27 protein-coding genes are annotated in these 22,913 nt (G+C 49.9%); 3 read left to right on the forward strand and 24 right to left on the reverse strand.

Annotation, left to right across the window (positions count from 1 at the left end):
* Positions 1 to 12 precede the first annotated feature (12 nt).
* From ACWPOD_RS14125 to ACWPOD_RS14235, 23 genes are all read right to left on the reverse strand, one after another.
* The gene (locus tag ACWPOD_RS14125; RefSeq protein ID WP_456231964.1) at positions 13 to 2,328 is read right to left on the reverse strand and encodes a hypothetical protein; all 2,316 of its coding nucleotides are present in this window, start codon (positions 2,326 to 2,328) and stop codon (positions 13 to 15) included.
* 63 nt (positions 2,329 to 2,391) lie between these two features.
* Positions 2,392 to 5,151, reverse strand: coding sequence for a host specificity factor TipJ family phage tail protein (locus tag ACWPOD_RS14130; protein WP_456231965.1), 2,760 nt, complete (start codon positions 5,149 to 5,151; stop codon positions 2,392 to 2,394).
* Positions 5,108 to 5,515: a hypothetical protein gene (locus tag ACWPOD_RS14135; protein WP_456231966.1), complete on the reverse strand. Its 408-nt coding sequence runs from the start codon at positions 5,513 to 5,515 to the stop codon at positions 5,108 to 5,110. Before ACWPOD_RS14135 ends, ACWPOD_RS14130 begins: the two co-directional genes overlap by 44 nt.
* Positions 5,512 to 5,964: a DUF1833 family protein gene (locus ACWPOD_RS14140; protein WP_456231967.1), complete on the reverse strand. Its 453-nt coding sequence runs from the start codon at positions 5,962 to 5,964 to the stop codon at positions 5,512 to 5,514. Before ACWPOD_RS14140 ends, ACWPOD_RS14135 begins: the two co-directional genes overlap by 4 nt.
* A gap of 12 nt (positions 5,965 to 5,976) precedes the next feature.
* Complete coding sequence (locus tag ACWPOD_RS14145; protein WP_456231968.1) at positions 5,977 to 6,528, reverse strand: hypothetical protein; 552 nt, start codon at positions 6,526 to 6,528, stop codon at positions 5,977 to 5,979.
* Positions 6,528 to 8,867: a phage tail length tape measure family protein gene (locus tag ACWPOD_RS14150; protein WP_456231969.1), complete on the reverse strand. Its 2,340-nt coding sequence runs from the start codon at positions 8,865 to 8,867 to the stop codon at positions 6,528 to 6,530. Before ACWPOD_RS14150 ends, ACWPOD_RS14145 begins: the two co-directional genes overlap by 1 nt.
* A gap of 107 nt (positions 8,868 to 8,974) precedes the next feature.
* Positions 8,975 to 9,277, reverse strand: coding sequence for a hypothetical protein (locus ACWPOD_RS14155; RefSeq protein WP_456231970.1), 303 nt, complete (start codon positions 9,275 to 9,277; stop codon positions 8,975 to 8,977).
* 38 nt (positions 9,278 to 9,315) lie between these two features.
* Positions 9,316 to 9,744 (reverse strand): phage minor tail protein domain-containing protein, encoded by a 429-nt coding sequence (locus ACWPOD_RS14160; RefSeq protein ID WP_456231971.1) that lies wholly within the window; start codon positions 9,742 to 9,744, stop codon positions 9,316 to 9,318.
* Between the two features lie 51 nt (positions 9,745 to 9,795).
* Complete coding sequence (locus ACWPOD_RS14165) at positions 9,796 to 10,320, reverse strand: phage tail tube protein (RefSeq protein WP_456231972.1); 525 nt, start codon at positions 10,318 to 10,320, stop codon at positions 9,796 to 9,798.
* A 3-nt stretch (positions 10,321 to 10,323) separates the two neighbouring features.
* Complete coding sequence (gene gpU / locus ACWPOD_RS14170; RefSeq protein WP_456231973.1) at positions 10,324 to 10,746, reverse strand: phage tail terminator protein; 423 nt, start codon at positions 10,744 to 10,746, stop codon at positions 10,324 to 10,326.
* Positions 10,743 to 11,378, reverse strand: coding sequence for a phage tail protein (locus ACWPOD_RS14175; protein ID WP_456231974.1), 636 nt, complete (start codon positions 11,376 to 11,378; stop codon positions 10,743 to 10,745). Before ACWPOD_RS14175 ends, gpU begins: the two co-directional genes overlap by 4 nt.
* Positions 11,375 to 11,680: a hypothetical protein gene (locus ACWPOD_RS14180; protein WP_456231975.1), complete on the reverse strand. Its 306-nt coding sequence runs from the start codon at positions 11,678 to 11,680 to the stop codon at positions 11,375 to 11,377. The genes ACWPOD_RS14175 and ACWPOD_RS14180 overlap by 4 nt, the downstream gene beginning before the upstream one ends.
* Complete coding sequence (locus tag ACWPOD_RS14185) at positions 11,680 to 12,024, reverse strand: DUF2190 family protein (protein WP_456231976.1); 345 nt, start codon at positions 12,022 to 12,024, stop codon at positions 11,680 to 11,682. Before ACWPOD_RS14185 ends, ACWPOD_RS14180 begins: the two co-directional genes overlap by 1 nt.
* Positions 12,025 to 12,091: 67 nt before the next feature.
* Positions 12,092 to 14,164 (reverse strand): ClpP-like prohead protease/major capsid protein fusion protein, encoded by a 2,073-nt coding sequence (locus ACWPOD_RS14190; RefSeq protein WP_456231977.1) that lies wholly within the window; start codon positions 14,162 to 14,164, stop codon positions 12,092 to 12,094.
* The gene (locus tag ACWPOD_RS14195; protein ID WP_456231978.1) at positions 14,127 to 15,653 is read right to left on the reverse strand and encodes a phage portal protein; all 1,527 of its coding nucleotides are present in this window, start codon (positions 15,651 to 15,653) and stop codon (positions 14,127 to 14,129) included. The genes ACWPOD_RS14190 and ACWPOD_RS14195 overlap by 38 nt, the downstream gene beginning before the upstream one ends.
* Positions 15,650 to 15,862: a hypothetical protein gene (locus ACWPOD_RS14200; RefSeq protein ID WP_014232307.1), complete on the reverse strand. Its 213-nt coding sequence runs from the start codon at positions 15,860 to 15,862 to the stop codon at positions 15,650 to 15,652. Before ACWPOD_RS14200 ends, ACWPOD_RS14195 begins: the two co-directional genes overlap by 4 nt.
* The gene (locus ACWPOD_RS14205) at positions 15,859 to 17,856 is read right to left on the reverse strand and encodes a phage terminase large subunit family protein (protein WP_456231979.1); all 1,998 of its coding nucleotides are present in this window, start codon (positions 17,854 to 17,856) and stop codon (positions 15,859 to 15,861) included. Before ACWPOD_RS14205 ends, ACWPOD_RS14200 begins: the two co-directional genes overlap by 4 nt.
* Positions 17,831 to 18,376, reverse strand: a complete 546-nt coding sequence (locus tag ACWPOD_RS14210; protein ID WP_456231980.1) for a terminase small subunit — start codon at positions 18,374 to 18,376, stop codon at positions 17,831 to 17,833. The genes ACWPOD_RS14205 and ACWPOD_RS14210 overlap by 26 nt, the downstream gene beginning before the upstream one ends.
* Positions 18,377 to 18,838: 462 nt before the next feature.
* Positions 18,839 to 19,081: a hypothetical protein gene (locus ACWPOD_RS14215; protein WP_456231981.1), complete on the reverse strand. Its 243-nt coding sequence runs from the start codon at positions 19,079 to 19,081 to the stop codon at positions 18,839 to 18,841.
* Between the two features lie 111 nt (positions 19,082 to 19,192).
* The gene (locus tag ACWPOD_RS14220) at positions 19,193 to 19,456 is read right to left on the reverse strand and encodes a hypothetical protein (protein WP_456231982.1); all 264 of its coding nucleotides are present in this window, start codon (positions 19,454 to 19,456) and stop codon (positions 19,193 to 19,195) included.
* A 40-nt stretch (positions 19,457 to 19,496) separates the two neighbouring features.
* A complete protein-coding gene (locus ACWPOD_RS14225; protein ID WP_456231983.1) occupies positions 19,497 to 19,910 on the reverse strand; it encodes a D-Ala-D-Ala carboxypeptidase family metallohydrolase in 414 nt (137 codons plus the stop codon).
* Positions 19,837 to 20,127 (reverse strand): hypothetical protein, encoded by a 291-nt coding sequence (locus ACWPOD_RS14230; RefSeq protein WP_065274635.1) that lies wholly within the window; start codon positions 20,125 to 20,127, stop codon positions 19,837 to 19,839. The genes ACWPOD_RS14225 and ACWPOD_RS14230 overlap by 74 nt, the downstream gene beginning before the upstream one ends.
* Before the next feature lie 70 nt (positions 20,128 to 20,197).
* Entirely contained in the window at positions 20,198 to 20,887 is a 690-nt protein-coding gene (locus ACWPOD_RS14235) for a hypothetical protein (protein ID WP_456231984.1), read from the reverse strand.
* 612 nt (positions 20,888 to 21,499) lie between these two features.
* Here ACWPOD_RS14235 and ACWPOD_RS14240 point away from each other — a divergent pair.
* The 3 genes from ACWPOD_RS14240 to ACWPOD_RS14250 are packed head-to-tail and all read left to right on the forward strand — an operon-like array spanning position 21,500 to position 22,669.
* Entirely contained in the window at positions 21,500 to 21,754 is a 255-nt protein-coding gene (locus ACWPOD_RS14240; RefSeq protein ID WP_456231985.1) for a type II toxin-antitoxin system HicA family toxin, read from the forward strand.
* On the forward strand, positions 21,747 to 22,232 hold the full coding sequence (locus ACWPOD_RS14245) for a type II toxin-antitoxin system HicB family antitoxin (protein WP_456231986.1): 486 nt from the start codon (positions 21,747 to 21,749) through the stop codon (positions 22,230 to 22,232). The genes ACWPOD_RS14240 and ACWPOD_RS14245 overlap by 8 nt, the downstream gene beginning before the upstream one ends.
* Entirely contained in the window at positions 22,232 to 22,669 is a 438-nt protein-coding gene (locus ACWPOD_RS14250; protein WP_456231987.1) for a hypothetical protein, read from the forward strand. The genes ACWPOD_RS14245 and ACWPOD_RS14250 overlap by 1 nt, the downstream gene beginning before the upstream one ends.
* Before the next feature lie 56 nt (positions 22,670 to 22,725).
* On the opposite strand, the gene ACWPOD_RS14255 is transcribed toward ACWPOD_RS14250, so the two are convergent.
* On the reverse strand, positions 22,726 to 22,902 hold the full coding sequence (locus ACWPOD_RS14255; RefSeq protein WP_456231988.1) for a hypothetical protein: 177 nt from the start codon (positions 22,900 to 22,902) through the stop codon (positions 22,726 to 22,728).
* Positions 22,903 to 22,913: the final 11 nt, after the last annotated feature.

The raw sequence follows: 22,913 nt of genomic DNA on the forward strand, positions 1-22,913 counted from the left end.
TGTAACCTCCTACTATACCTCTATTGCACCACATAATTTAAACACTGCATCAACACCCTGCACTCCAGTAGTTGTGCATTTATTAAAACCGTACCCACCCGCAGATGCAGATATAACAGCTGTATCACCCCGAGTGTAAGATGCGCCATTAACAGGATTTCCGAAGAATATCTTATATCCAGAATTACCTTGAATTTCGTAAGCTGACTCAGCACCTCTTGAGTAAAGTTCATGACTATATGCGGAAGTTCCCGGGCTTATCTTAGCTGGAGTCTTATATTTGTCGCCTTTTACTTTCACATTACCTGCTGACAGTATGGAATATAATCCAGCCTCTACCAGGTCAGTGTCCCATTCATTCGCTTCCAACTCTAACCCGTCTCCCGACAAGCTAACAGCAGAATGCCGGATAGTGGGGTCCGGGGATGCTTCTTTGGTTATGAATGTCTTACACCGTTCAATTTTCCCTGAACCTGAATGGATTGCGTATTGTCCGGATTGTTGTAAAGGTGGGGAAAAATCATACTCTACTTCGAACATGTTCAACTCTATCAAAGCTCCAGCGGTGTACATTCTCGGACCATTTTCAGTAATAGTGCTCTTCCCACCGTAGAAGGAATTTTTCGCAGAGAACGCGCTTCCGTAACCAGGTGCTATTTCACAGTTTATTAAAGTAGGGTTGTAACTCTTGAAGTTCTCTACGTTTGCCACCAAATTAGGGTTCTCACTACCTGTTGCATTATACGTACAGTCATAATGAGTAATGTGACCTCGGATATATAAACTGTCTCGACCCGATGCTATGAAGGTGGAACCGACCCCTCCTCCGAAATAACAAGAGTGGTATGTCAAATTACCTGTGAATTCGTCAGTTGTAATAGCCGCAATAGGAGATGCAGACGGCTCAACATCTACACCGGCCTGTGGTGCATGCCCACCATAATCAGTAGTGCCTGAATTATAGTATTTGCAGTTGATGAATACTCCATTTCGAAGACCAACTATAGAAGCACCTTGCCTTCCATTACCTCTGCAAGTAACGTTGGTTGAAGTAACGTTTTTACTGATCACTTGGTCGTAAGGATCTTCGACCTCAGCCAAGTGTCTAGCGTATGAAATGCCGTCTGTTGTATAGTGCTGAATTATAAGGTTCTTTTCTATTATTTCCTCACATCCTGCATACAAAATCCCGTAACTAACCCCCTCAACAGTGGCAACTTTGGTTATAGTTTCGCATCCACCGTCCATAGTCAGGTCTTCCGTTGTTACAGACGGACATCGTCTAAACTCAAACCCAACACAATTATCATAAGAGTTGGACCCGTTATTTTGTCTCCGTGTCCAACCACCTATCATGTGGAGAAATGTCCCGTTACCTTTAATTTTTACAGGGATATTTTCGAACTTGAAGTTTGTTACACCATTAGCATCGACACCACCGTCTATTCTGTATTGATTTACATAATAATCTGGTTGCGTGAATACTAATGCCCCACCACCTATGGCTTGAATAGCATTTACCGCAGCAATAATGCCGAAGTAATCATCATAAGAAGGATCTCCACCCTTTGCACCGAAGTCCTCAACATGAACACCGTTTAAAGCCCTAAAATCTGAGATGTCACCATTTGTGTCTGATATTTTCTTCCAGGTTGTAATGCCAGTAGAATATTTAAAACCTACAAATGTATTGCTGCTGTTAAGCATATCATTTACAGAAGGGAACTCTGTACGTGATGAGAATGAAACTAAACGACCTCCGATAGTTGCACTAGCATCACCCAGTCCACTTACAACGCCTGATTCAACAGGTGACATAGCAACAAGAGCTGGCCTGCCATTAATCAACACGCGAAGGTGCGTGGTCCCTTCTGGTACGGTCATTCCGTTAGCTAAAACACCAGCCTCAGGGTAAATGCTGCCGCCGACAGCCTCGCCTTGGGCTTGGTTTACGTATCCTTTAGATGCGTTACCATAAACAGACAAGTTATCGTCGTCATTAGGGTCTACTTCCGTTGTTTCGTATGGCAGCAACGACAGATCGAAATTAGCACTCAGACCCCATTGCTGTCCGTTATATGTATAGGTCCAATTTGGATTATCATAAGTTACACCAACAGAATAATCACCCTGACGGTTAGCTACACCTAGTCTAAGTGATTCCAGCGCATACCCTTCGATTTCACGCGAGAGCTTGGGAAATGATTTACGTGGACCAGCCGCCGTGCTGACGGTCGAATCTGTTTCAGCAAACTGCTCAGCTTTACCGGCAGCACCTTCATACTTGCTAACAGCCGCTTCGGTGCGCTGTTCAATATTCTTGGTCATGAATAAACCTCATAAAAAGCCCAGCGCGATGGCTGTGCATTGGGTAATTGATTTGATGGGTTGTTAGGCGTAGGCATCCACGCGAGGGTCGTCTTCTATTGCGGCGCATCCCACCTCGAATTCGCCCTTCTGTTTTACTTTTTGCAGTATGCATTTCTTGTACATTCGGTTGGCTTGGCCAAACATGTATTCGCTGGGTTTTTGGCCCTTTTCGCCTACGGCATAGACTTTCTCTGTGGGTTCATCGACCAGGATAACAATGTCGGGCGCCTCAGTGGGATCTACTCGATACGGGCCGTGCGTTCCCTTGTTGCCACTGTTGAACAGTAAGTAATGCTGCTTTCCCTCTTCCCATTCCAGCAGGCCGGAAAGCTGCAGGTACTGATTACCATCGCCGGCACTGAGCGTTTCGATAACTTGGCCAGATGCGCCCCAGTCCACCGCATCATGTGCCACGGGAACGACATCACCATAGTTCGACTCCCAACCGTCCAGGTCAGTCGAGAAATCCACATTGGTGCGGCGGTAGGCTTGCACTGCAGCGGCAAACATCCCTTCCCGTTCTGCCTGTTCTTCCGTGGTGACAAAGTTCAGCTTAAGCGGTTTAGGGTTGTAACCGTTTTGTCCTGGCAAAGTGCATAGCAAGGTCTCGGATTTTCTCGATAGTGGGTTAAACCACTCTACCTCGACGCCGTCATAATCGCCGTCTTCCGGTAGGCTGATGTCCACTGAGAAACTGTCTGGGGTCATATTGACGGGCGAGTACGGTTTACACAGCGCTTCCCTTGGTTCATCCCGCCACATACTGACCGTACCAAGCTCGATGCGGGGATAAGAGCGCCCCGTCTCCAGCAGCTTGCCAAGCGCCTCCCAAAACGCCGTCGGTTGGTCAAACAATCCATCGCAGTAGTCACCACGGGAAGCCCATGTATCTCGATAAGCAATGAGCGTATCGATATCAATCGCGTCATCTTCTAAACCCGCGCCATAAACGTTATTCCGACACGCATCAATGACCGCATCCGCAATCGAACGGGTCGCCTGCTCGGCGTAGCTGCCATCTGTTTGCAGTACGGGAAGAATACGTGTGGAGTCATTCCAGTACTGGCTGTTAGCCTGTTGGCTGAGCGCGTTGGTGGCTTTGATTTTTAAGGTGATGATCGACTCTTCATCGTTCTGATAATCGGTTTGTATCACCGATTTCAGCCCCATCCATTGCACCTCGTCGAAAACTCGCGTCGATGCCGTTACGTTACTGATCCGGCGACACCCTACTTCCCAGCGACCGGATGTAAGCCCCATCTCAGCTTTTAACCACCAGGTTAAACGTTGGGGCGTGTTATCGGCTTTGGTTAATGTAAATGTGTGAGTCTGATAAGCATCGTTTGAACCTTCTGGCCGCACGCGCACCTCCCACTCACAAGTTCGATCTCTGAGACTTCCGCTACTGCTCAATGAACCTAGGCCACGTGGAAAGATGAAATCCAGACCGATATCAATGGCAGTGGCATCGCTCGGTACACACAGAAAGTCACCGACCCACTCTGCTTCACGATCTCTTTCTAATACTGAGATCTCTGCAGTCGTGCTGTTCATATCGATAAAGCCTGCCCAGCCAGGTACCTCGATAAGCGTATCGGAGGAAACCAGCGCAAGCGTGCCGTTATCGTCTGTGCAGACATAAGTACCATCATTACCGATAGCCTCATACACTCGCACATACACATTAGTCATAGGAACAAATGATGTAACTTCGCTGCCACCATCCGTTTGAACTGTAATACGAGTAGAGGATTTAAACTCAGTCACAATAAATGTACCGGAGTTCACCCCTGCGCCAGTAATAACGATCCGGTCGCCCACTGCAAGCGAGCCCCAGCCTAACGGGTTTTCAATTTCGTCTGGCAGGGGTTGTGGATCGAGCTCATCCCCATCATCGCCCATGTCGTGAAAGTGAATGTTCCCTTCAAAGATGAGGCTATCTTGTGTGGATGAGGTGATGACGACATGTTGGCCAGTTTCCCATAGCCATGCATCACGGCGCATTGTCGTTGTGTAGTCGCCATTGTTTACATGAAAACTGTATTCAGACCACAACTCGATTTCATAACTACGAAATCGCACCTCGCTGCTGGAGACTTCCGCGACCCAGTCAGAGGTGACACCATCAAGCGCTAAGCCGCCCTGACCGTCTGATCCACCCACCTCTTTTGATGTCCAGACAATATGATGGAAGTGATCCACCACGGCGCCGGGCAAGTGTGTTCTGATCTCGATATCTTGGTTTGCGGCATCAATAACGGTCTCACCAATAACATGCTTGTGATAGAGAAACTTCCCAATCCCCTGAGAGAACGATTGATAATAGTATTGCTCGTTATCTACGTACTCCCACCAGTCGGGCGCAATGACATCAGGGTAATGTGGCATGCGACCATAGCGAACGGGAACGGGGTTGCCTAGCTTTGGCTTATTCCCCTGCGCGTTGTAGTTATAGACCGAACTGGCCTGCTTAGTAGAGTCGTTACCACTCATGTCGGGCATGTTGGTAAACGTGTAGATGGCGGTCGCAGCTGAAATAGCTAATGCTGCCCACACGACCCAGTCCACGCCCATCCCTATCTTTGGCCGAATACTGACGACATCACTCTCAACGATGACGACATTCAGATCATCAAGCTCGTTAAAGTTGAGCGTTGCCGCAATTGACTCACAAGGGCAGTGCTCCGCAACCCAATCTGATAGTCGCGTTCCAGCGGGAACTTGGTGAACGGTCCGCTTATCCTTTCGGATCGGATGATAAAACTGAACGATGTGGGACATGTCGATAAAACTCCACAGTATTAAAACGGCGTCGGAATTGGTTTAGAGGTTCGATTTTTACGGTTTGCCCCAGCGTATGAATGACATAACCTGGCATTTGCTCAGTGGTGAACACTCCGCAATGCCATTTGCTCTTGCTACTGGCCACGACCATGCAGCCATGCTCTGGCCTGTCCAAAGGCTCAATTAACTGGCCTTGATGGCCGTCCATCAAATCGTTTGCTTGGTCTGGCGTAACAAAACGGTCGGAATAAATGGGTAAGTCGTCCAACTGATAAAGTCGCTGCCACGCTTCCCGAACCAGCAGCACACAACCATCGACAGGAAAGTAGCCAAACGGCAACGAACGAAAGTAAGCGATCATAAATATTTCAGTCCTGGGTGCGTTTTGGTTGTGTATAACCGGCGCATAAATCGGCGGTTGGTTAAGTCTTTCCAGGTATTGGTCAGAGTGACTGTCGTAGTGGTGATTTTTGCGGACGTCATTGTGAGACGGATACATTTATTGCGGGGCTGGCTTAAATCATCCGTATCGTATTCTCGATAAATGCTCACGACAGGAACCACCGGCTCATGACGTTTTGCCGTCTCAATTGACTTTGCCAAGGTGAGGTCAGTATTCGGAGCCGCCACGGTCAGCGCTTCTTGCCCTTTGGTGGCCTTGTCGGGTAACTGAAAAGCAAACTGGCCAGCGGTAAACCAGACCATCTCGCCAGACTCAATTCCGGCATGCAAGTCCATACCGTCTTTGACATAACGCAAAACCCCACCAGGTAAGGTGGGGTGCTGATATTCAATGGTTGAAAGGATCATAAGTGCTCTTCGTTAATTGGGGTAAAGCAAAGACTCTTCGGCGGCTAATGCGGCTTTTTCTAATCCTGAAAGTGTATCTCGTGATAGAACTCGGGCTGTGTATTGCTCCAGTCTCATGGTTCGAAATGCCTGAACTTCGGCTTTGAGTTCCCACTCAGAGCCAAAACTACCTTTAACGGTGTTTAACACAAAGGGACTGTCTTCCCCTGGTATGGCAGTGAACTGACACTTAAGCACTTCCATGTCATAGTCACCCGTTCTAAGCGGCAAATAAAACCAATCTTCACCGCCTGATAACTCATTGAGTATCCAGCTTTCAAACACCTCTTTTTGCTCACCGTTAAATTTAAAAGACAGCTTAAATTCTGCAGGAGAAACTCGGGCACGGCGGCGCATTGTCGATAAGCCAAGATCCATTTTTGAGCGAACTATCGTTTTCCCGTGTTGATACTGGTACCCCTTAGTGGTTGGCAGTGGAAGAATGCCATTACCCAAGTAGTGACAGGGATAAAGTTCAACATTCGGATTAAGCGAGGCCAGTACTTCTGGCGTAACCGTGGCCATTATTTGAACCCCCCAGGCTTAACGCCAAGCGTTTGCGATATGTAGCTGTAGTATTGACCGCCACTTTGCGCATCTTTCATCATGATGCGGATAACTTTGTTTTCATCATCAATTTCAGCATGAGTACCAGGCTCGGCCTCATGAATGATGATGTTCCAGGGCTGGACAGATTCAGAGCTGGAACCATTGGTCGTTTGCTGCAGCATCGACATGGTCTGCTTACGGCCCATGATATGACTCGGGCCGAGGGTGATTTCTGGGCCGTATTCGCCCGTCACACCCCATTGACCTGCAGGAATATAACCACCGTTATCAAACGCACCGGCAAACCCTGCGGATGCGGCGGCAACGGCAGAAGCGACCATGGGCGCTGTGGCGGCCACGGCGGTCCCTGCCGCAGCTGGCGCTAAAGCAGGACCAACGATTGGAATGGCAGCCGTGGAACTGTAGGCATGAATACCGGACAAGATAGAGGCAGAGGTGCCTTCAGAGGCGACACGGGCCACCTCACCAGCGGCCTCGCCTTTCATCAGCGTTTTTTCCAGTGCCCACATCACCAGACGCTGCGCCATGATCTTACCGAGCGCCGCTAGCATGGATTGCGCCATGCCTTTGGCCATGTTCTTAAACGCATCGCCCGCGTTTTGGCTGTCTAATATCGCGGAGGCAAACGCATTGCCAAAGCCAGTGGTGAAGTTGTCGAAGGTCTGTCGCCACAGTTCGTCGGTGTTGTAAGCCGACTCCTGCATGGATTCGTAGTAGCGATCCCAAAAGCCTTTTTGCGCTTCTTCCTGCTCTTCCAACTCTTTCTTGATGATTTCTTGGCGCTGCTCGGAATAGTGCTGCCTGATAGCATTCATCCCTTCTTCATGCTCTTCAGCGCTGATCAGCTTCTCTTCATAGGCTTCATTGAGACGGTCAACCTCATCCATCCTCGCCGCTTTTAAGGCGTCTTGTTCGCTCAGGATTCGGCGGTTGAGCTGATCCAACCAACTGTCAGTTTGCGCCTGCTTTCGGTCTCGCTCTTTCTCATCCGCCTCTTTTTCGGCGTCCTCTTTCGCCTTACGGCGCTGACTTTCACGCTCGGCTTTTTCATCCGCGAGTTTCTTCTCACGCGCGGCCTTTTCGGCGTCACGTTGTTTCTGACGTTCTGCGGCGGCTTGCTCGGCTTTGTCTTGTGCCTCTTTCTCTTCTTTTAATCGCTTGTCACGAGCGTCTGACAGTTCCTTTAAGCGTGCATCGATTTCGGTTAGTCGGCGCTGGTCATTAAACCAATCGCTTTTGGTGTAGCCAAAATAACTGCCAAGATTCTGTTGGCCACCGGCTTCTTTGGTGGCCTTGTTCATCTCGTGCATGATTTTGACGCGCTCAGACATCAGGTCTAACGCTTCATCGGTCGTCGTGGGCGCAAAGAAATCTTTAACGACTTTTAAGCCCTCATTGATTTCGCTGATCACGTCCTGAACAACGGGTTTCATTTCCGTCCAGGTACCAAAGGCTTCAAACGCTTCCTCAACGCGCTGGCCAAAGGTGTCAACCGTGCCAATCAAACCACCGGCTTCCGCGCCTGCAGCGCCACCGATTTGATTGTCGAGCTCATCCAGGATAAACGCCTGCGCCTCAGCCACTCGCCCTGACTCCTCCATGGCCTTCACCATGTCGATTTGAGCCTGACTAAATGAAACGCCGGACTCTCTCAGAGCCGTCATGCCCGTCGACGGCATCTCTAACGCTTTACCCAGTTGCTTGGCGGCACTGGTGATGTCCCCGCCCATGACACTGGCCATGTCCTGAGCAATATAGATGGCACGCTCAAAGGTGTTGTTTTGGTCGTTCATCACCGAACGGAACGTTAACATCACGCCAATGGCTTTACTGGCTTCTTGCGTACTGGTCAGAGTAGACATCGCTACCGAACGGGCCAGTTCATCGAGCTGTGTTGCGGTATAGCCACTTGAATATCCGGTCGCTTTGATGAGCTGTTCTTGTTGCAACATGCGACGTTCAGTTTCAGCCAATGTTGGCAACCCTGCAGCAAAAGCACCGATAGCCGCGGCCACAGCCGTTCCCGCTGCAGTCCAGGCAAACCCCAAACTGGTCACCGTGCCAATCATGCCGTCGACCTGACCACTTATCGAACCGAGCGGACCAGGTAACTGTGCCGCCTGTCCAGAGGCATGTTTAAAACTGTCAGACAGCGAACTGTTTTGCTTAGTACTTTTTTTTGCCTCGGTGGTGTAGCCACGTAGACGCTGTTTGGTATTTTCTACATCTTTGTCGAATTTGGCCGTGTCAGCACGCATTGTGGTGACAAGATCGGCAATGTGTGCTGTAGCCATACGACTCCCATAAAAAACCACGCCGAAGCGTGTTTTTTATATCAATTAGTAAATGTTAACGGTCTGGATTGTCCTCGACCGGCACCGCGGCCAATCGTTCTAGGTTGTCATTGATGTTGAGCAACAGGATGAAATGACAGCGAGGATTGCTCACTAAGAATTTGATTTAACACAGATTGCTCACATATTGGTGTTTGACTTTTCTCTTGACGCTGATGCAAGTTAAAGTCCGCCGCGGAAAATGTATTCTGGTAACGACCAGACGCGTTCAATACGCTGGCATTCAGTTGCTGCAGTAACACCTCAGCATTACGAAAAGTCAGTCCGGCTTTACTGCGACGATCAAGCCAGCGCCAGTAATCTGAGAGCGGCATCTCAGCCAGCATACGGGTTGGGCTTGGGTGTTTCATTTCAGTGGCCAGGTCAAACGCAAAGTCCCATGCGGCGGCTAAGACTTTTCCGGCGTCGGTGGCTCTTGCGGTTCTTGCGATTCGCTATCTTCATCTCGCTCAAAGTTTGGGTCGTTGAGCTTTTTGAGTAATTCGTAAGCCTCGTTAACCTTTCGGTTAGGCCAGTGTGATTTCACTGTGTTTTGCAACTCTAAAACATGAGCGTATTCATGAACGTTGTTATCTTCACTGCGATGATGATGAGCTAGTGACAACGCTATTGAGTGCGACACCTGATCAAGTATGATTTGCTCACGACGCAGGCCGTAAGCCATTTTCTCTTTATCTGAGGCGTCTTCCCCTGGCGCCTCTTCCTCGGGTTGGTCGACCGTGTACTCTAGATCATGCAATCGATCGAGGGCAGTGAACTCACTGATGAAAAAAGTGGTTTTGCCAATAGAAAGTGGCAAGGTGTTGAGAAAGCTCATTGGGTCTCCTATAGGCCGCCACTAAAGGGCGGCGTATCGGCTAGTAAGGAATTAAACTACTGCGTGCAGGAAATCTTCCGCCAAGTTCGGACGGCCTTCCACTGCAACGGTGATGTCACGTTTCATGTCAGTCGAGTTCTCGATAGAACTCGGCACACCCAAGCTGCTGATTGGGCCGTAATAGATGTTTACCGCAAACTTGTCCTGCACTTCCGTTGGTGACTTAACGCGGAAATACGTTTTTTCAGCTTCACCGTTGGCGACGTCGTAAATATCAACAATACGCTTTTGCACGGTAAGGCCAGGGGCATAGCCGAGCTGAAAACTGAAGTCACCCGCGTCTTTCATGCCGGTAGACTTTTTCGCATAGCCGTCCGTGCTATCCAGATAGATTTCGGTATTGACCTCTTTGGTCATGTTGACGGGCGTAATACCGGACAAATACCCTGCCAAGTCCCAGTTGGTGTCGTCTTCCTCACCTGCAAGAAGCGCGTCTTCAATCGTTGAGGCCTGTTTTAAGATCCAGACCGAATTGCCTTTACCCGCGACGGGGATCATGCCATGTGTTGCTGCCATTGGTTACTCCCAATAATATTGATGATTCATATGCAGTGCCCGGTAACTGTTGTCTGGGCTGCGTTCATAGGTAAAGCCAGAACGTGACAACGTGACAATGTCAGGAAATCGAATTCCTACCGGCAAAAGCTCTTTGACTGCCTCGCCAATGTCATCGATGTCGTCATCACTGGCGGTGCCATCGAGATAGACCGACACAAACAAATTCCCTTCATACCGCTCTGGCATGTCGGAATAACGGTCATCTCTGGTTCCATCGTCGAAATACACCAGAATCGCCGGTGTTTCCTTTTTGTCATCCAAAACCAAAAAGGTCGGAAAGACCGATTTCACCCAAACCCCAGAGCCATCCGGTGCCGGCTGGTCGGGGATATTGGCTCGGAGATGGTCCGCTATCGCATGGCGAATGGCTGAATTCTTTTTCATCGCCGCTTAAACTCCTGTCTGAATTTCTGCGCCAGGGCGCGCTCCATTTCTTTCGGCATGTCAAAGTTGAGCAACTGGCGAGTGTGAAACTCCATCGCCTTGGAGATGTTTTCCTTGATAGGTACCGCGGCCACCCCAATGGGATAGCGACTTTCACCGACGCGATACATCACATGCCAGTTGCCACTTTTAACCTGATTAACAAACGCATTTTGGAATGTGTGGCGCCCGACTCGGATCGAGGTATTGCCGCTGTGCTCCCGCTTGGTATAGCGCCCCTGCTGATCACGAGAAACGGCCGACACCAGATAGCCTCCGTTTTTACGCCGGATTTGAGTGCGCACCTCGCCAATCGAAATCGCAGGGATGTCATAACGTCGAATACGCACCACGCGATAGGGACGCCGTGGGTTTGCCCGCTTAACCACCGTCACGCGAGGACGCACCACTTTGGCGGTGACTTTGACCTCTTTGGATGCCTGACGAACCGCGCGGGATTCTGCTTTTTGCCCTACTCTGTTGACGGCCATCGCCGACGCGGCAGGGACCATTTTCTTGTTCAGCGAATCAAGATTCTTGATGGCCTGGTTCAAATCCTGATCAAGCCGAGACGTAGGTTTGATGGTTGTCATTCGAGCACCAAAATGTATAAGCCATGTTCAACAATAGGAGGGTGAGCAATCCGACTCTCCAGCGACTCGCCAGGTACCTTCACCACTTGGCCACGAACTGGTTCTAATCCAGTGGCAAGGGCGTCGGCTTTGGTAAGTGAAACCGTGCGGCGGTTGCCTTGTACTGCCCCATCAAAGACCAGCTCGCCTTCATTGACGATCACCGACACAGGAATGCCGGCGATCGTGGCAGGTTGAGCCAAGCCATCACTGCCAAACAAAGCCCTATCCAGTCGGGATTGCGCTCTGTTCCAGCGAGACATTACACAGCTGCCGTAACGGTGACATTACCCACGCCAAGCTTAACCTCAGCGGTCAGCTCACCATTTACGCCAGCGGCCCACGCTTTGCCTGCATAAATACCAGTATCATCAATGCCGATTTCACCGCCCTTCAGATACACCGACACGCCCTGGTCAAACGTTGTCGCGGTGGCTTTTGGCAATGACCACACGCCAGAGGTATGCGCCACGCCATCTTCACCCGTGGCCACATCATTGATGGACACGGCGACCAGATCACCGATGACAACCGCATCGCCCGACTTCACGTCCGCCGCGGCCACAAATTTGATGGTCTCACCATCTTGGATATAATTTTTCGCCATGAGAGTTTCCATATCATGAGTAAAAGAAAAGGCCACCGAATGATGACCTTATGTAAGAGGGTGAGGATTAAGCCGCGGCTGGATCGTGCTTCACGAACGTGCGGTAATCCAATGGCGCCACACCGGCATCGATGCGCACTTTGGTCGCCACACCGTCCACGGTAAAGCCGGACTGCTGTTCGATATACGGCTCTTCAATACCATCCAGGTACGCCACCTCAATCGTATCAAATGCCTGCGCTGCCACCTGATAGAAGGTGCTCGCGCTCTTCTCATCCAGGCGCGGTTCGCCAATGACTTCGGCAAAGTTCGCGATCGGGTTGATCACGTCTGCACCCGCGCCTTCAACCGACGTTGAGCGTATGGTCTGATTCAGCTTATCTTCCAACGCCACTGGCGACAGTACAAAGCCAGGCATGATATTGAGCGAAGCTTTGTTGTCTTTCTGAGTGCGCATCGTCGTCTTACCTTTGGATAAGGTTGTGACATCTGGTAACGAATCATTGACGATGTTGTTGTGGTCCGCGTGGAACAGCGTCTTGCCGTCCGACATTGTGTAAGTTCCAGTCAGAATGGCGTAAACCAGATCACCGATGGTGCGACGAGCCGCGCGGCCCATCAGTTGCGGAATGCGCGTCAGCATTTGCATGTCATCATTAATGATCGCCTGACGAGACAGCGTCAGCAATTTACCGTAGGTCGCCAGCACAATGTCTTCACCACGGTCACCAATGGTGCCGTATTTGTACTCACTGCCCTCGTCCACTTTATCTAGGCTGCCAAAGGTGTTCAGACCCACGCGCTTGGTTGAGCGGAAATCGGTCAGGGTGCCTTTTTGTGTCCAGCGTTGGAACGTCTCCGGCGCCTCCTCCCAGCCTTTCAGCACCGCCTTATTGGCGATGTTCATCAGGATATTGCCAAAGTCACTGCTTGAGTGCGTGAACGCCAGACCCACGATGTCGCGGTTGTTCATGCCTGCGATGCCAATGCCGCGGTCAACCAGCGAAGCACGCGCTAACGCGTCCAGACGCATGCCGTTGTAGCAGTTATCTTGTTCAAGGTCGCCAAGACCCGAACGCGCGAGGATAGCATTGGAAACCGAATCACCAACGATGTTGCCGTTGTCGGCGTGAATGTGAATACCCGCACTTGGCGTGGTGTTACGGCCCATGGCTTCAAGCAGTTTGTCTTTGGCTTGATCTACAGTGCAGTTCATGTCGGCAATACAAGACGCTTCAATGTCAGGGAAGCGACCAGGCGCAAACGCAAACACGTTTTGAATGCCTTCGCGGCGGGTGGTTTCATCCGCACGGAACTGCGCCATAATGTCCGCTGCGGATGGCGATGGAGCAGCAGGAGGTGGGTTTGGTACCGATGCTGACGGAGACGCTGGGGTTGGGTCCGATGGCGGCTGCGCAGGTGTGGTAGGCGTTGGCGTGTTCGCCTGCGGTTTCATTAAGCCCTTTAGACTTTTAGGCATATTTAAGAGTTCCTTTTGACGATTAGAATTGATAGATGCTGCAGCCTGCAGCGGTTCAGTAAGCACATCCGCAAAGCCCTGCTCAACAGCTTGTTGACCATCGAGCCAAGTACCTGGCTTTTTCATCAGTGCTCGGATGTCATCCTCAGACAAACCTGATTTCTCTCGGTACGCGGCCACCATGTTAGTGACATTGCGCTCCAGAAACTCGGCATACTCGATCATGTCTTCGGCTTCGCCAACCTGCCCACCCCAGGCGTTATGGAGGTAAAACCACCCATTCTCTGGAATATGCACGATCGCGTTCGGGACGCAGGCAATGACGGAGGCAATCGACGCCGCCACACCCTGAATGTAAATGTTCAGCGAGCCGGTAATACCTCGCAGCATGTTGTAAATCGCAAAGCCATCCAGAACGTTACCGCCGCCACTGTGCAGATACAGATCGACATCAACACCGGTAAAAATCTCATGAGCTTGCAACTCTTCGGAAAAGCGCTGAGCGGTCATGCCCCAGCCGCCAATCTCGTCATAAATAAAGATCTCAGCAGGGCGGCCAGATACGGCGCCCTTGATACTGAACCATGATTCTGACGGAGCCGCGCTGGCTGACAGCGACGCTTTAGGCATCATCATCAGGTTGAGGGGTTTGGGGTTCATTACTTTGAGCTCCTTGGTTGTTTGACGGATCAGTGTCAAACACCAATCCCTGTTTGCGGTTTTCTTTAATCTCCTTAACGCGGGCGCGTTTCACCTCTTCTGGATTGTGGCCACTTGCACGGACCCACATGGCTTCCGTGGCGTTGCCGCCTTTGATGCGCTCTTTCCAGGCGTCGGTTTCTTTCTTCGGATCAATCCACGGCATCACCGGTGCCAAATAGACCGCATCATACAAAGTGCGTCGGTCCAGATTGGCAGGAATATCCAGCGGGTCAGTGGTGCGCAGCAGCTCCATTTCCAGCCAGGCACGAAAAACTGGGCGGGCTTGCTGAGCGACAAACCACTGCTGCAGTACGGCAAACGACTCCCAGCCTTCAACCAGCTCCTGACGCTGGGCACTATACGTGCCGTTGTAATCGCGAGCGATCGACGAATAGGCGCCGCGAGTACCACTGGCGACCATGCGCAGCTGGCCATTGCGAAATTCGGCCAGATGGGTGTTCGGGCGGTTCGACTCAATCATGCCGACCTCTTCCCCTGCCTGCAGATCGTCAAAACAGACCCCTGGGGCAAACGGAATTTGACGCGGAGCGGTTTGCTCCTGCGGTGCCACATACAAGTCCGGCGTGCCCTTCTTGATGAAGAACGCCAGTGCCGCTGCGATACGGGCCGCCACCCGTTCTGACTCTTCGTAATCCTTCAAATCACCCAGGCGCTTGATCACCCCATGCAACAACGTGATGCCACGTAGTTGATGTAGTCTCTTGCGGTGAGCCAAATGCAGCATGTTCTCTTTCGGTACCCGCTTGGTTTTGGCGGTGATACCGAAGCTGTCAGACGGATGGTCATAAAACACGTGGTACGCCAGAGGCTGACGCCACTGATTCACCTCAATGCCCTGAATGATCCGCTTTGCTACCTCATTCATGTGAAAGGGTACGAAATCCGGCTCGAGCGCTTCGAGACTGAACGGGGTGCCATTCGGATTGGGATGGTTCAGGCCGGGGACTGAGCCACGAACCAACTGGGTAAAAACTTCCCCGTCACGAGCGGCGGTGCGAAATAACATCCGTTCGAGTTCTGGGCGGGTATAGGTACCGGTGACTTCGGGTTTCAATGACCACGCAGCCCAGCGGCGTCGAATTTCTTTTGCCAATGAGTCCAGCACCTCGCCATTGATATCCCTTGGCTGAGGTTCGACCATTATCCCGTTCGCCCCGACGACGCGTTCTTCAAGCTTGTCGAAGATACCGATCACCAAATCGTGGTCTTCATCGAGCTTACGCGCCTGCTCCCTAAGTGACACCCCGCCAATGGCCACCGACTGGTTGGCTGACTGAGTCTGGCGTTTGGCACTGTGTAGCCGGTCTTTGGTGGCGGCTTCGTACCCCATCACCGAAAATCGGGCATTAAGCTCCTGACGGCTTTTGACCCGCTGCAGTGCCCATGCTGGCGAGAACGGGCTGATCAGTTTTTCAATCCAACTCATTCAAACCTCGCCAGACTTGGTGACAGGCGAGTTTGACCAGACAGCAGGCTTTGTTTGCGCTGCTCCATCTCATGTCGCCCTTTGCGGATTTCGCTGAGGTTTTCACTGCTTACCGTTCGCCCTTGAAAAGTGACGGTTTTTCCTGCCAGCAGATCCATTTCGGCTTGGTAATAGGCATCAATCAACGCCTGAACTTGCGCTAGTGTCATAACCAGCCCCCTTGTTTATTGACATCGCCCAGCCAATTGTTGCCCGCCGAGGAGGTCGGTGGCGTTGTGGTGGACGTTGGTGGTTTTGGTGTCGGTGGTGCAGGCTCTGTTGGGGCAGAACCATGACCACCGGTTAAGATGTCGAGGTTGATACCAAAGCGCTGCTGAGAAATGCGCAAAGCGGCTAGAGCCAGCACGGTACAGTCCAGCGCTTCATTACGGCGCTTACCTGCATCCCACAGATACGACTTGCGGCCATTCTTGTACTTGAGAACTTTGCGCTCGGCGGTGAGCTGCTTGAGTTCCGCCTCACCACACAACTCATCGTCCATCGGAAGGTGAATGCAGCCAGGCACCGCAACACCAGGTTGCGGTTCGACACGCAATCGATTCACGATCAGTTCTTTGGCGTTGTCGGCGCCGACTATCGTCAGATAACAACCTTTTGATGCACCTTTCTTCGACGGGGTGCGTGGAAAATCGGCGATCGGCTTGCCGTAAACACTCGCGCCTTTGGTCGGAATAACATAGGAAGCGCCGAGCTTACGGCTCATGCTGTAGACTTCATCGGTGTAGTGACCACCGGAGTCCCAGCACCAACGGCTGACGTTCATTACGCAGCCATCAAAGCGGGTGTATTGCTGCCGGATTTTCTCAGCCACTTTCTTTTTCAGCTCGTCACTGGCTGGGTCACCATGCAAGATCCAGCGATCGACCAGCCAACTCTCTTCATGCGCGCCATAACCATAGACATACCCTTCATAGCGATCGTCCTGGGTATCAATGCCGCCCGTCACATACACCACGCCATTTGGCATCTTGCCATCGGGGTATAACTCGCGGCGGCGGTGCAGGTCTTCCCATTCCAGCTTTTCACCGACTTCGTTGTCCCAGGTCTCGCCCAAGGTAGTGTTGACAAAGGTTTTCAGCTTGCCCACATCGTCTTTGGCTTTCAGGAAATCAAGAACAATACGGTGCCAGGTGGTAAACGGACTGTAGGCCGTCCAGATATGGAAACTGACATGCTCTGGAACATCGATAACATGGTTGGTTTCGTCATGCCATTCGATGCCATCCACCGTCCAGATGGAGGTGCGTTCACAGCGCCACACTCCTGACGACTCCTGCATATCCATCAAGTCTTGGTTTCGGATCACACAGCCATTGTGCTCACACTGGTAGTAAGCCGTGGTCGGCTCACCCTTGTCCCACTTGATACCAAAGGGCTCCTCAGGTCCGCCCCATTTGAGGTATTGCTCCTCACCGCAATGCGGGCACTTGAGATGAAAGCGCAGATAGTGAGGCGACTCTTGAGCCGCACGCTCAATCTGACACTCGCCTTTGATTTTTGGCGTTGAGCCTCGAATGGACTTGGGAAACACTGCGCCTTCGATACGCTTATCACCCAAGAATGTGGGGGAGCCTTCCGCTTCAACATCCGGCGGGAACGCCGCCAACTCATCGTAAATGACCGTATCAGCGGAGTGTTCACGATAGTTATTGGCCGCGGTACCACCAAAACACCACAACTGCTTGCCATGAGTGAAGCGTTTCGCATCAATGGTGTTGTCGCGATGCTTTTTCCCCAACCAGGGCGCCAGCTTATGCCAGAGCGGGACGTCACGAATAGCGGTTTCAACCTGCTTCTTCATGAAGCGCTGCGCCGCACTGTCTGTCGGCTGATACAACAGGATATTGCGTTTCTTGTGTTCGGACTGATACCCCGCTACAGCCAACAGCATCTTGGAGTAACCAACACGGGCACTCTTGACGAAATCGACGGTACGGATCTCATCGTTGCCCATCGCGTTCATGATCGCGGCCTGAAACGGCAACGTTTCCCAGCGCCCTTCCTGATACGAGGATTCGCTGGATAGGTAGAAGTTTTCGTTTGCCCACTCCACGGCCGTCATTGGCGGCGGACGAAACAACGGTCGCAAGCCAGCGCGAAAGGCGGACCGTAGGTTATCAATCTGAGCTGGCAAGATATTCATCGAGATATTCCGGTATACGGCAATCCAGATCGGCCGCAATGTTCTGAGCCTTGACTAAGTCGCGCCGCAAGTGCTCGATGTGTTTGGCTTCCAGTTCTGGAAAGCGCCGTTTGAATGACAGAGGAACCGTATCGAGAATACTGGCGACTTCCGCTGAGACTTTAGACAAACAGAAAATATTGAACTCGGCCTCAATCACCTCACGGCGCTCTTTGGCATTCTTTAGCTCTTGGCCATCCGCCTGTGCTTTGGTTAATCTCAAGCGCTCGTATTCGATGGATTTACCGTCAAAATCATCGGAATTGGTTTCGAGGATCTTTGGTTGATACTTTTCGATCTCGTGGCTGACGCGGTTATGCACCACATCGGCCACCGTGTAATAGACCGATCGCCCAACCTTGGCAACTGGCTTCACGCCCCATTTATCAAAGGCTTGGAAGCTAATTCCAAGACTGGCGGCCATGTCGGATTTTTTCAGCCAGTGGGGTTCTGGCCGCTGTGCATTTTTTGGTAGTGACATTTAAACAACAACCTCACTCAGAAGATCCTCGTATGTAGTGAAAAACCGCGAGGCCGCATACCCGTAGTGGGGAGGGGTCTCGGGAGTACCTTTTGGTTTTGGCCATACATTGAGGGTGATTGGTGAAATCATCGCGATACACATAGGAAAGCTAACGCGGAGGCCCGCTTTCCAATGGGCACAGGATGATGGTCGGCGCTCGGCTAGGTGGCGATAGTCGCTTTCGCGTTGGGGTTGCCATTTGATTGTTGGCCGGAGCGCCGGTTGGTTTCTGGCTTTAAGGCAGCCAGTAGCCTATCTCATCATCGTTAGCTACTTATGCACTAATCGGGCGCTAACCGATCCTTATCCCTTCCTATTGGATGCATGCGGGATTCGTCGCTATCACATGCTGGCTTAACTGATAACAAGTGCAGCCAGTAAGAACACTCGGCAACTATCCGGGATTACCGGATAGTTGAACTAACCAGGATTAACTTGGTAGTAGTCAATGCAGTCATTTAGCTGCTCGATATACAACATCAGGTTAGTGACGCTGCGCTCTGGGTAATATATCCCGCCTTGGTCAGGCTCGTACCACTCAAGAACAGGAGCGGCAGGCTTACATGGAGGAGCAAACACATCACGGGTTGTCGCGCATCCGCCCACTACTAGGACCAAACCGCTGAGCATGGCGGCTTTTAGCATCTTGCTTGATATCTTCATACTCTTGCTCCTGATGCTCAATTTGCTTGGCACGTTGAAGACGCTCCCAAACCTCAATGACTTTAAGGATTAGCGTCCCAATAATCGGGACCGACGATGCCCAGCCCACGACTAACTGCCGATATTCTGTGAGTGCTTATAGTTGCCAGCTGCTGCATTCCAAACCCAGCGCAACCACCACGGCCACTTACGTTTGAACTCTTCAGACACTTGCGCATCAATCTGAGCAACAACCGCGACTACTGTTGCGACAAAGCCAAATGCAGCTACCGCCCAAGCTGGAGTGTCGGGCTCCATCATTCCCGAACTCGCCAGAGCGACAGACGCAAACAACAGAGCCACCACTGCGACCGTAAACTGATACAGTTTTTTCATTTCCTTTCTCCATTAAAAAAGCGACCGTTCTGGTCGCTTGTTAGTAAGTCCACATTACGGGTAACCCTTCCCGCCAATCCAGATGAACAAAGGTTTTTGCAATCCCAATCCCTCTCGCGCCATGCTTACGAGCAATCTCTACAAGACGAAGGCGATCAAAGCCGTTATTACAAGCGATATCAAAGGCCACGCCGTTGAAGTGTTGCCCGGGCTTTTCTTTACGGGCTTCACTCGGATGCTTTTCACATCGAAAGCCAGAGCGAACGACCATTGCCTTACCAAACTCATCACGAACCTTCTGCAGCTGGTCTAATGCTGATTGGCTCACTTTATTGCTCCCACACCCACAGGAGCAGTTCAGCTTGATATCTGTTTTGGGGTTAAAGTTCTTGGTTTGAGCAAGTGCCACGAGCACCTCCTTTGGCGCGTTTTTTGTCGAAATAGACATAAACATCAAAGATAAAACGGGCGGCTATCAGAGCTAAGCCACCCAAAGAGATTAAATTTGCGAGGGTAATATCTGGTGTGGATGCAGCCGTTTCTGCCGCTTGTTGGGCTTTTGCTGCCACTTCATTACTGAAAAAGCTAACGCCACCGCCTCCACCGTAAGCAATTAAACGGCCTTTGAAGTCGTGCAGCTTGAGCCACACTTCAGAAAAACAGAATGACATCAGCTCTCTCGACTCAAATTTCAGGCATAAAAAAACCGCCAAAAAGGCGGCTTTCAGAATTCATGTGTATTTATCCATACTGGATATTTGCATAGTAATTTGACCCGTTTTGTTTTTCAACCCCAATCCTAAAGAGTTTTTGACATAGTGAGTCATAGCCCAACAATATCGTTCTGATTGACTCAATGTGAGATTGGATAGCATCGAAGTGGGTCTGGTAGTAACGCTTGCGTTTTTTCTTATACGTTTCCGAGTTAACCTGGTTAGCCACACAATCATGTTCCACCAGCGCATTGATGATAGCGGTTCGACTCGCTACTGGTTTGTAGTGCCCCTCACCCGCGACGAACTGAACGTCGGCCCCTGCCATTTGCTCTAGGGCAAATCCACCAGCGACCAAAGGAAGAATAGCCTCGATACGTTTCACCACCTTTTCTTGTAGAGTAATACCTGTAAAACAGCATTCCATGAGCCAATCGTTCAGCAGGTGTTCAATAAAGCGATGAGTCAGGCTTTGAGAGTTCCAAAGTGGCGAAGCATAGGCAAAGAACGCCCAATCAGATAAGTGAGGGTGTACGGCCTTAATCTGCTCCAATGTAGAAAGCACCTTACCGGCATCCAGCTTCGAACCCATTTCAATATCAGCCATGCCAAAACCACCGCCACCAGCACCTTCGTTGTACTTAGCACGAATAGCCTCAGTCGCCATTCCTATCGCCGCTGGCATCTGCCACTTTTCGATGTTTACACACAAACCCATAATCTTATTTCCCCTCACCACAATGTTGAATCAATCAAATTGGACAGTTCAACCACCAATGATAGACTGTATATATATACAGTTAAATGATAATCCTTTTTTGAAATGTACAAGACGATTCAACGCCTGGTAGGACACCGCATATACCGGATTGGCCCTGATGGCCCATGTGGCTACAACAGCACCGAAGATAAAGTATCGGTGTTAATGGCTAATGGTGATTGGAAGACAATCCCTTTTGGTGGCTTTATGGAAGTGGGCAACGTTGTTGGTGTGAGACGGCTCAAGATTATGGATGTGTCCGCACTCTGCTCTGATGATGACGGGTACGAAGTTGTTTATACCATCCCCAGATACCACTACCTTGTGGGAACGTACCTAAACGGGAAGTGTTTCATCCTGCTTTATGATGGAGAGGTAAAGCATTACCTGGACAAGAACGCAGACCAAGATTCTAAGAATAATGTGGTTTGGTTATGAGTTTAAGATCAAGTTTTCCCTCATTTGTCGTTTAAAAACTACACGCACTGTGTCAATTTTTAACACAATTCAGTTTAAATAAATGTGCAACTAAGTTATAGTTGCATGCTTCTAAAGACGGACTACATTTAGATGAGTAGACAACAAAAACTCTTGCAACGCCTGCTCAGCAAACCAAAGGACTTCACTTGGAATGAGCTTAAAACGTTATTAACCCACTACGGTTATGAAATGCTTAAAGGTAATGGCTCTAGAAGGAAGTTTGTACACAGTGAGTCTAAGCAAGTCATAAGCTTGCATGAGCCTCACCCTCAAAACATCATAAAAATGTATGTTATTGAGGATGTCATTAGCAAATTAACAGAGTTGGATTTAATAGATGAGTAATTTACTGACGTATAAAGGCTTTTATGGTTCAGTTTCACACTCTATCGAAGAAGAAATAATTCACGGCAAGATCGAGTGCATCAACGATTTGATTACCTATGAAGCGGAATCAATTAAAGAGCTTAAAGCAGCTTTTCATGAGGCTGTGGATGACTATTTAGAGACATGTGAATTGATTGGCAAAAAGCCAGATAAAACCATGTCAGGGTCGTTTAATGTGCGCATTGGTCCTGAGCTTCATAAGAAAGCATTCATAGATGCAAAATCATTAAACATGTCATTGAACGAATATGTGAAAACAGCTGTTGAAGATAAACTTCGAACAGAACCAGCAGTCCACATGCATTTACATTTAGAAAAGGCTAAGCCAGCGAAAGAGAATATTGAGTTCGTTTCCCCTTATAGCTTTAAAGCAAAAGACAATGTAATTAAATGGCCTCAGAGTGAAGGCAAGTTGGAATTGGTAGGGTGTCATTAATGTTGAAAGATACTATTTATCTTGGGCATACATTGTATAACGCAAATTTTGAAATGCTGATTGAAGAACCAACAGGGAATGGCTTCTTTAAATATAATGTAAGCTTAGAACCAGATATAGAAATAACCGAGATCACCACAGAAACTGATTCAAAACATAAACTAATACGCCTAAATGCTTCAACTAAAGCTTATGGATTCTTAGGTGATGAATCAAACCCTGAGGAATATGAAGAGGTCTATCGCCTTAAACTGCGCTTCTGTATAAACTTTGAGCACAGTAACGATAAAGCGTCTATAGAAACTTTAGTCGATGAAAATCAATGGTTTTTTGAAAACTACGCTTTCATGGCTTCAAAGGAAATAGCTTCATCGATCATTAAGCACAATCCGGTGTTGGTTAACACCTACTTCCCTCCTCATCGAACACCTGATTAACAAAAAGCCCTCTCCAGTAACCATGGAAAGGGCTAATTAGGTACATTTAGTTTACTTTACTTTAATTTCTTAGCCTCTTCTATGGCGTATTGCCATAAAGCATGCGCGTTCTGACCTATGTACTCACGTCGATAAATTGTAGCCGCTATCTCCGCCTGTTCTTTGGATAAACCTTTCTTACTTTGAAGTTGACTCACTATATCGGCAAACCACTCATCATCTGTTGAAAACATAAAATTTAACT

It is taken from the genome of Vibrio sp. JZG120, from assembly GCF_053890955.1.

What these genes read in the sequence shown, in the direction of transcription:
- ACWPOD_RS14125 (WP_456231964.1), bottom strand. Translation starts at nt 2,328, where the DNA reads ATGACCAAGAATATTGAACAGCGCACCGAAGCGGCTGTTAGCAAGTAT.
- ACWPOD_RS14130 (WP_456231965.1), bottom strand. Translation starts at nt 5,151, where the DNA reads ATGTCCCACATCGTTCAGTTTTATCATCCGATCCGAAAGGATAAGCGG.
- ACWPOD_RS14135 (WP_456231966.1), bottom strand. Translation starts at nt 5,515, where the DNA reads ATGATCGCTTACTTTCGTTCGTTGCCGTTTGGCTACTTTCCTGTCGAT.
- ACWPOD_RS14140 (WP_456231967.1), bottom strand. Translation starts at nt 5,964, where the DNA reads ATGATCCTTTCAACCATTGAATATCAGCACCCCACCTTACCTGGTGGG.
- ACWPOD_RS14145 (WP_456231968.1), bottom strand. Translation starts at nt 6,528, where the DNA reads ATGGCCACGGTTACGCCAGAAGTACTGGCCTCGCTTAATCCGAATGTT.
- ACWPOD_RS14150 (WP_456231969.1), bottom strand. Translation starts at nt 8,867, where the DNA reads ATGGCTACAGCACACATTGCCGATCTTGTCACCACAATGCGTGCTGAC.
- ACWPOD_RS14155 (WP_456231970.1), bottom strand. Translation starts at nt 9,277, where the DNA reads ATGAAACACCCAAGCCCAACCCGTATGCTGGCTGAGATGCCGCTCTCA.
- ACWPOD_RS14160 (WP_456231971.1), bottom strand. Translation starts at nt 9,744, where the DNA reads ATGAGCTTTCTCAACACCTTGCCACTTTCTATTGGCAAAACCACTTTT.
- ACWPOD_RS14165 (WP_456231972.1), bottom strand. Translation starts at nt 10,320, where the DNA reads ATGGCAGCAACACATGGCATGATCCCCGTCGCGGGTAAAGGCAATTCG.
- gpU (WP_456231973.1), bottom strand. Translation starts at nt 10,746, where the DNA reads ATGAAAAAGAATTCAGCCATTCGCCATGCGATAGCGGACCATCTCCGA.
- ACWPOD_RS14175 (WP_456231974.1), bottom strand. Translation starts at nt 11,378, where the DNA reads ATGACAACCATCAAACCTACGTCTCGGCTTGATCAGGATTTGAACCAG.
- ACWPOD_RS14180 (WP_456231975.1), bottom strand. Translation starts at nt 11,680, where the DNA reads ATGTCTCGCTGGAACAGAGCGCAATCCCGACTGGATAGGGCTTTGTTT.
- ACWPOD_RS14185 (WP_456231976.1), bottom strand. Translation starts at nt 12,024, where the DNA reads ATGGCGAAAAATTATATCCAAGATGGTGAGACCATCAAATTTGTGGCC.
- ACWPOD_RS14190 (WP_456231977.1), bottom strand. Translation starts at nt 14,164, where the DNA reads ATGAACCCCAAACCCCTCAACCTGATGATGATGCCTAAAGCGTCGCTG.
- ACWPOD_RS14195 (WP_456231978.1), bottom strand. Translation starts at nt 15,653, where the DNA reads ATGAGTTGGATTGAAAAACTGATCAGCCCGTTCTCGCCAGCATGGGCA.
- ACWPOD_RS14200 (WP_014232307.1), bottom strand. Translation starts at nt 15,862, where the DNA reads ATGACACTAGCGCAAGTTCAGGCGTTGATTGATGCCTATTACCAAGCC.
- ACWPOD_RS14205 (WP_456231979.1), bottom strand. Translation starts at nt 17,856, where the DNA reads ATGAATATCTTGCCAGCTCAGATTGATAACCTACGGTCCGCCTTTCGC.
- ACWPOD_RS14210 (WP_456231980.1), bottom strand. Translation starts at nt 18,376, where the DNA reads ATGTCACTACCAAAAAATGCACAGCGGCCAGAACCCCACTGGCTGAAA.
- ACWPOD_RS14215 (WP_456231981.1), bottom strand. Translation starts at nt 19,081, where the DNA reads ATGAAGATATCAAGCAAGATGCTAAAAGCCGCCATGCTCAGCGGTTTG.
- ACWPOD_RS14220 (WP_456231982.1), bottom strand. Translation starts at nt 19,456, where the DNA reads ATGAAAAAACTGTATCAGTTTACGGTCGCAGTGGTGGCTCTGTTGTTT.
- ACWPOD_RS14225 (WP_456231983.1), bottom strand. Translation starts at nt 19,910, where the DNA reads ATGTTTATGTCTATTTCGACAAAAAACGCGCCAAAGGAGGTGCTCGTG.
- ACWPOD_RS14230 (WP_065274635.1), bottom strand. Translation starts at nt 20,127, where the DNA reads ATGTCATTCTGTTTTTCTGAAGTGTGGCTCAAGCTGCACGACTTCAAA.
- ACWPOD_RS14235 (WP_456231984.1), bottom strand. Translation starts at nt 20,887, where the DNA reads ATGGGTTTGTGTGTAAACATCGAAAAGTGGCAGATGCCAGCGGCGATA.
- ACWPOD_RS14240 (WP_456231985.1), top strand. Translation starts at nt 21,500, where the DNA reads ATGAGTAGACAACAAAAACTCTTGCAACGCCTGCTCAGCAAACCAAAG.
- ACWPOD_RS14245 (WP_456231986.1), top strand. Translation starts at nt 21,747, where the DNA reads ATGAGTAATTTACTGACGTATAAAGGCTTTTATGGTTCAGTTTCACAC.
- ACWPOD_RS14250 (WP_456231987.1), top strand. Translation starts at nt 22,232, where the DNA reads ATGTTGAAAGATACTATTTATCTTGGGCATACATTGTATAACGCAAAT.
- ACWPOD_RS14255 (WP_456231988.1), bottom strand. Translation starts at nt 22,902, where the DNA reads ATGTTTTCAACAGATGATGAGTGGTTTGCCGATATAGTGAGTCAACTT.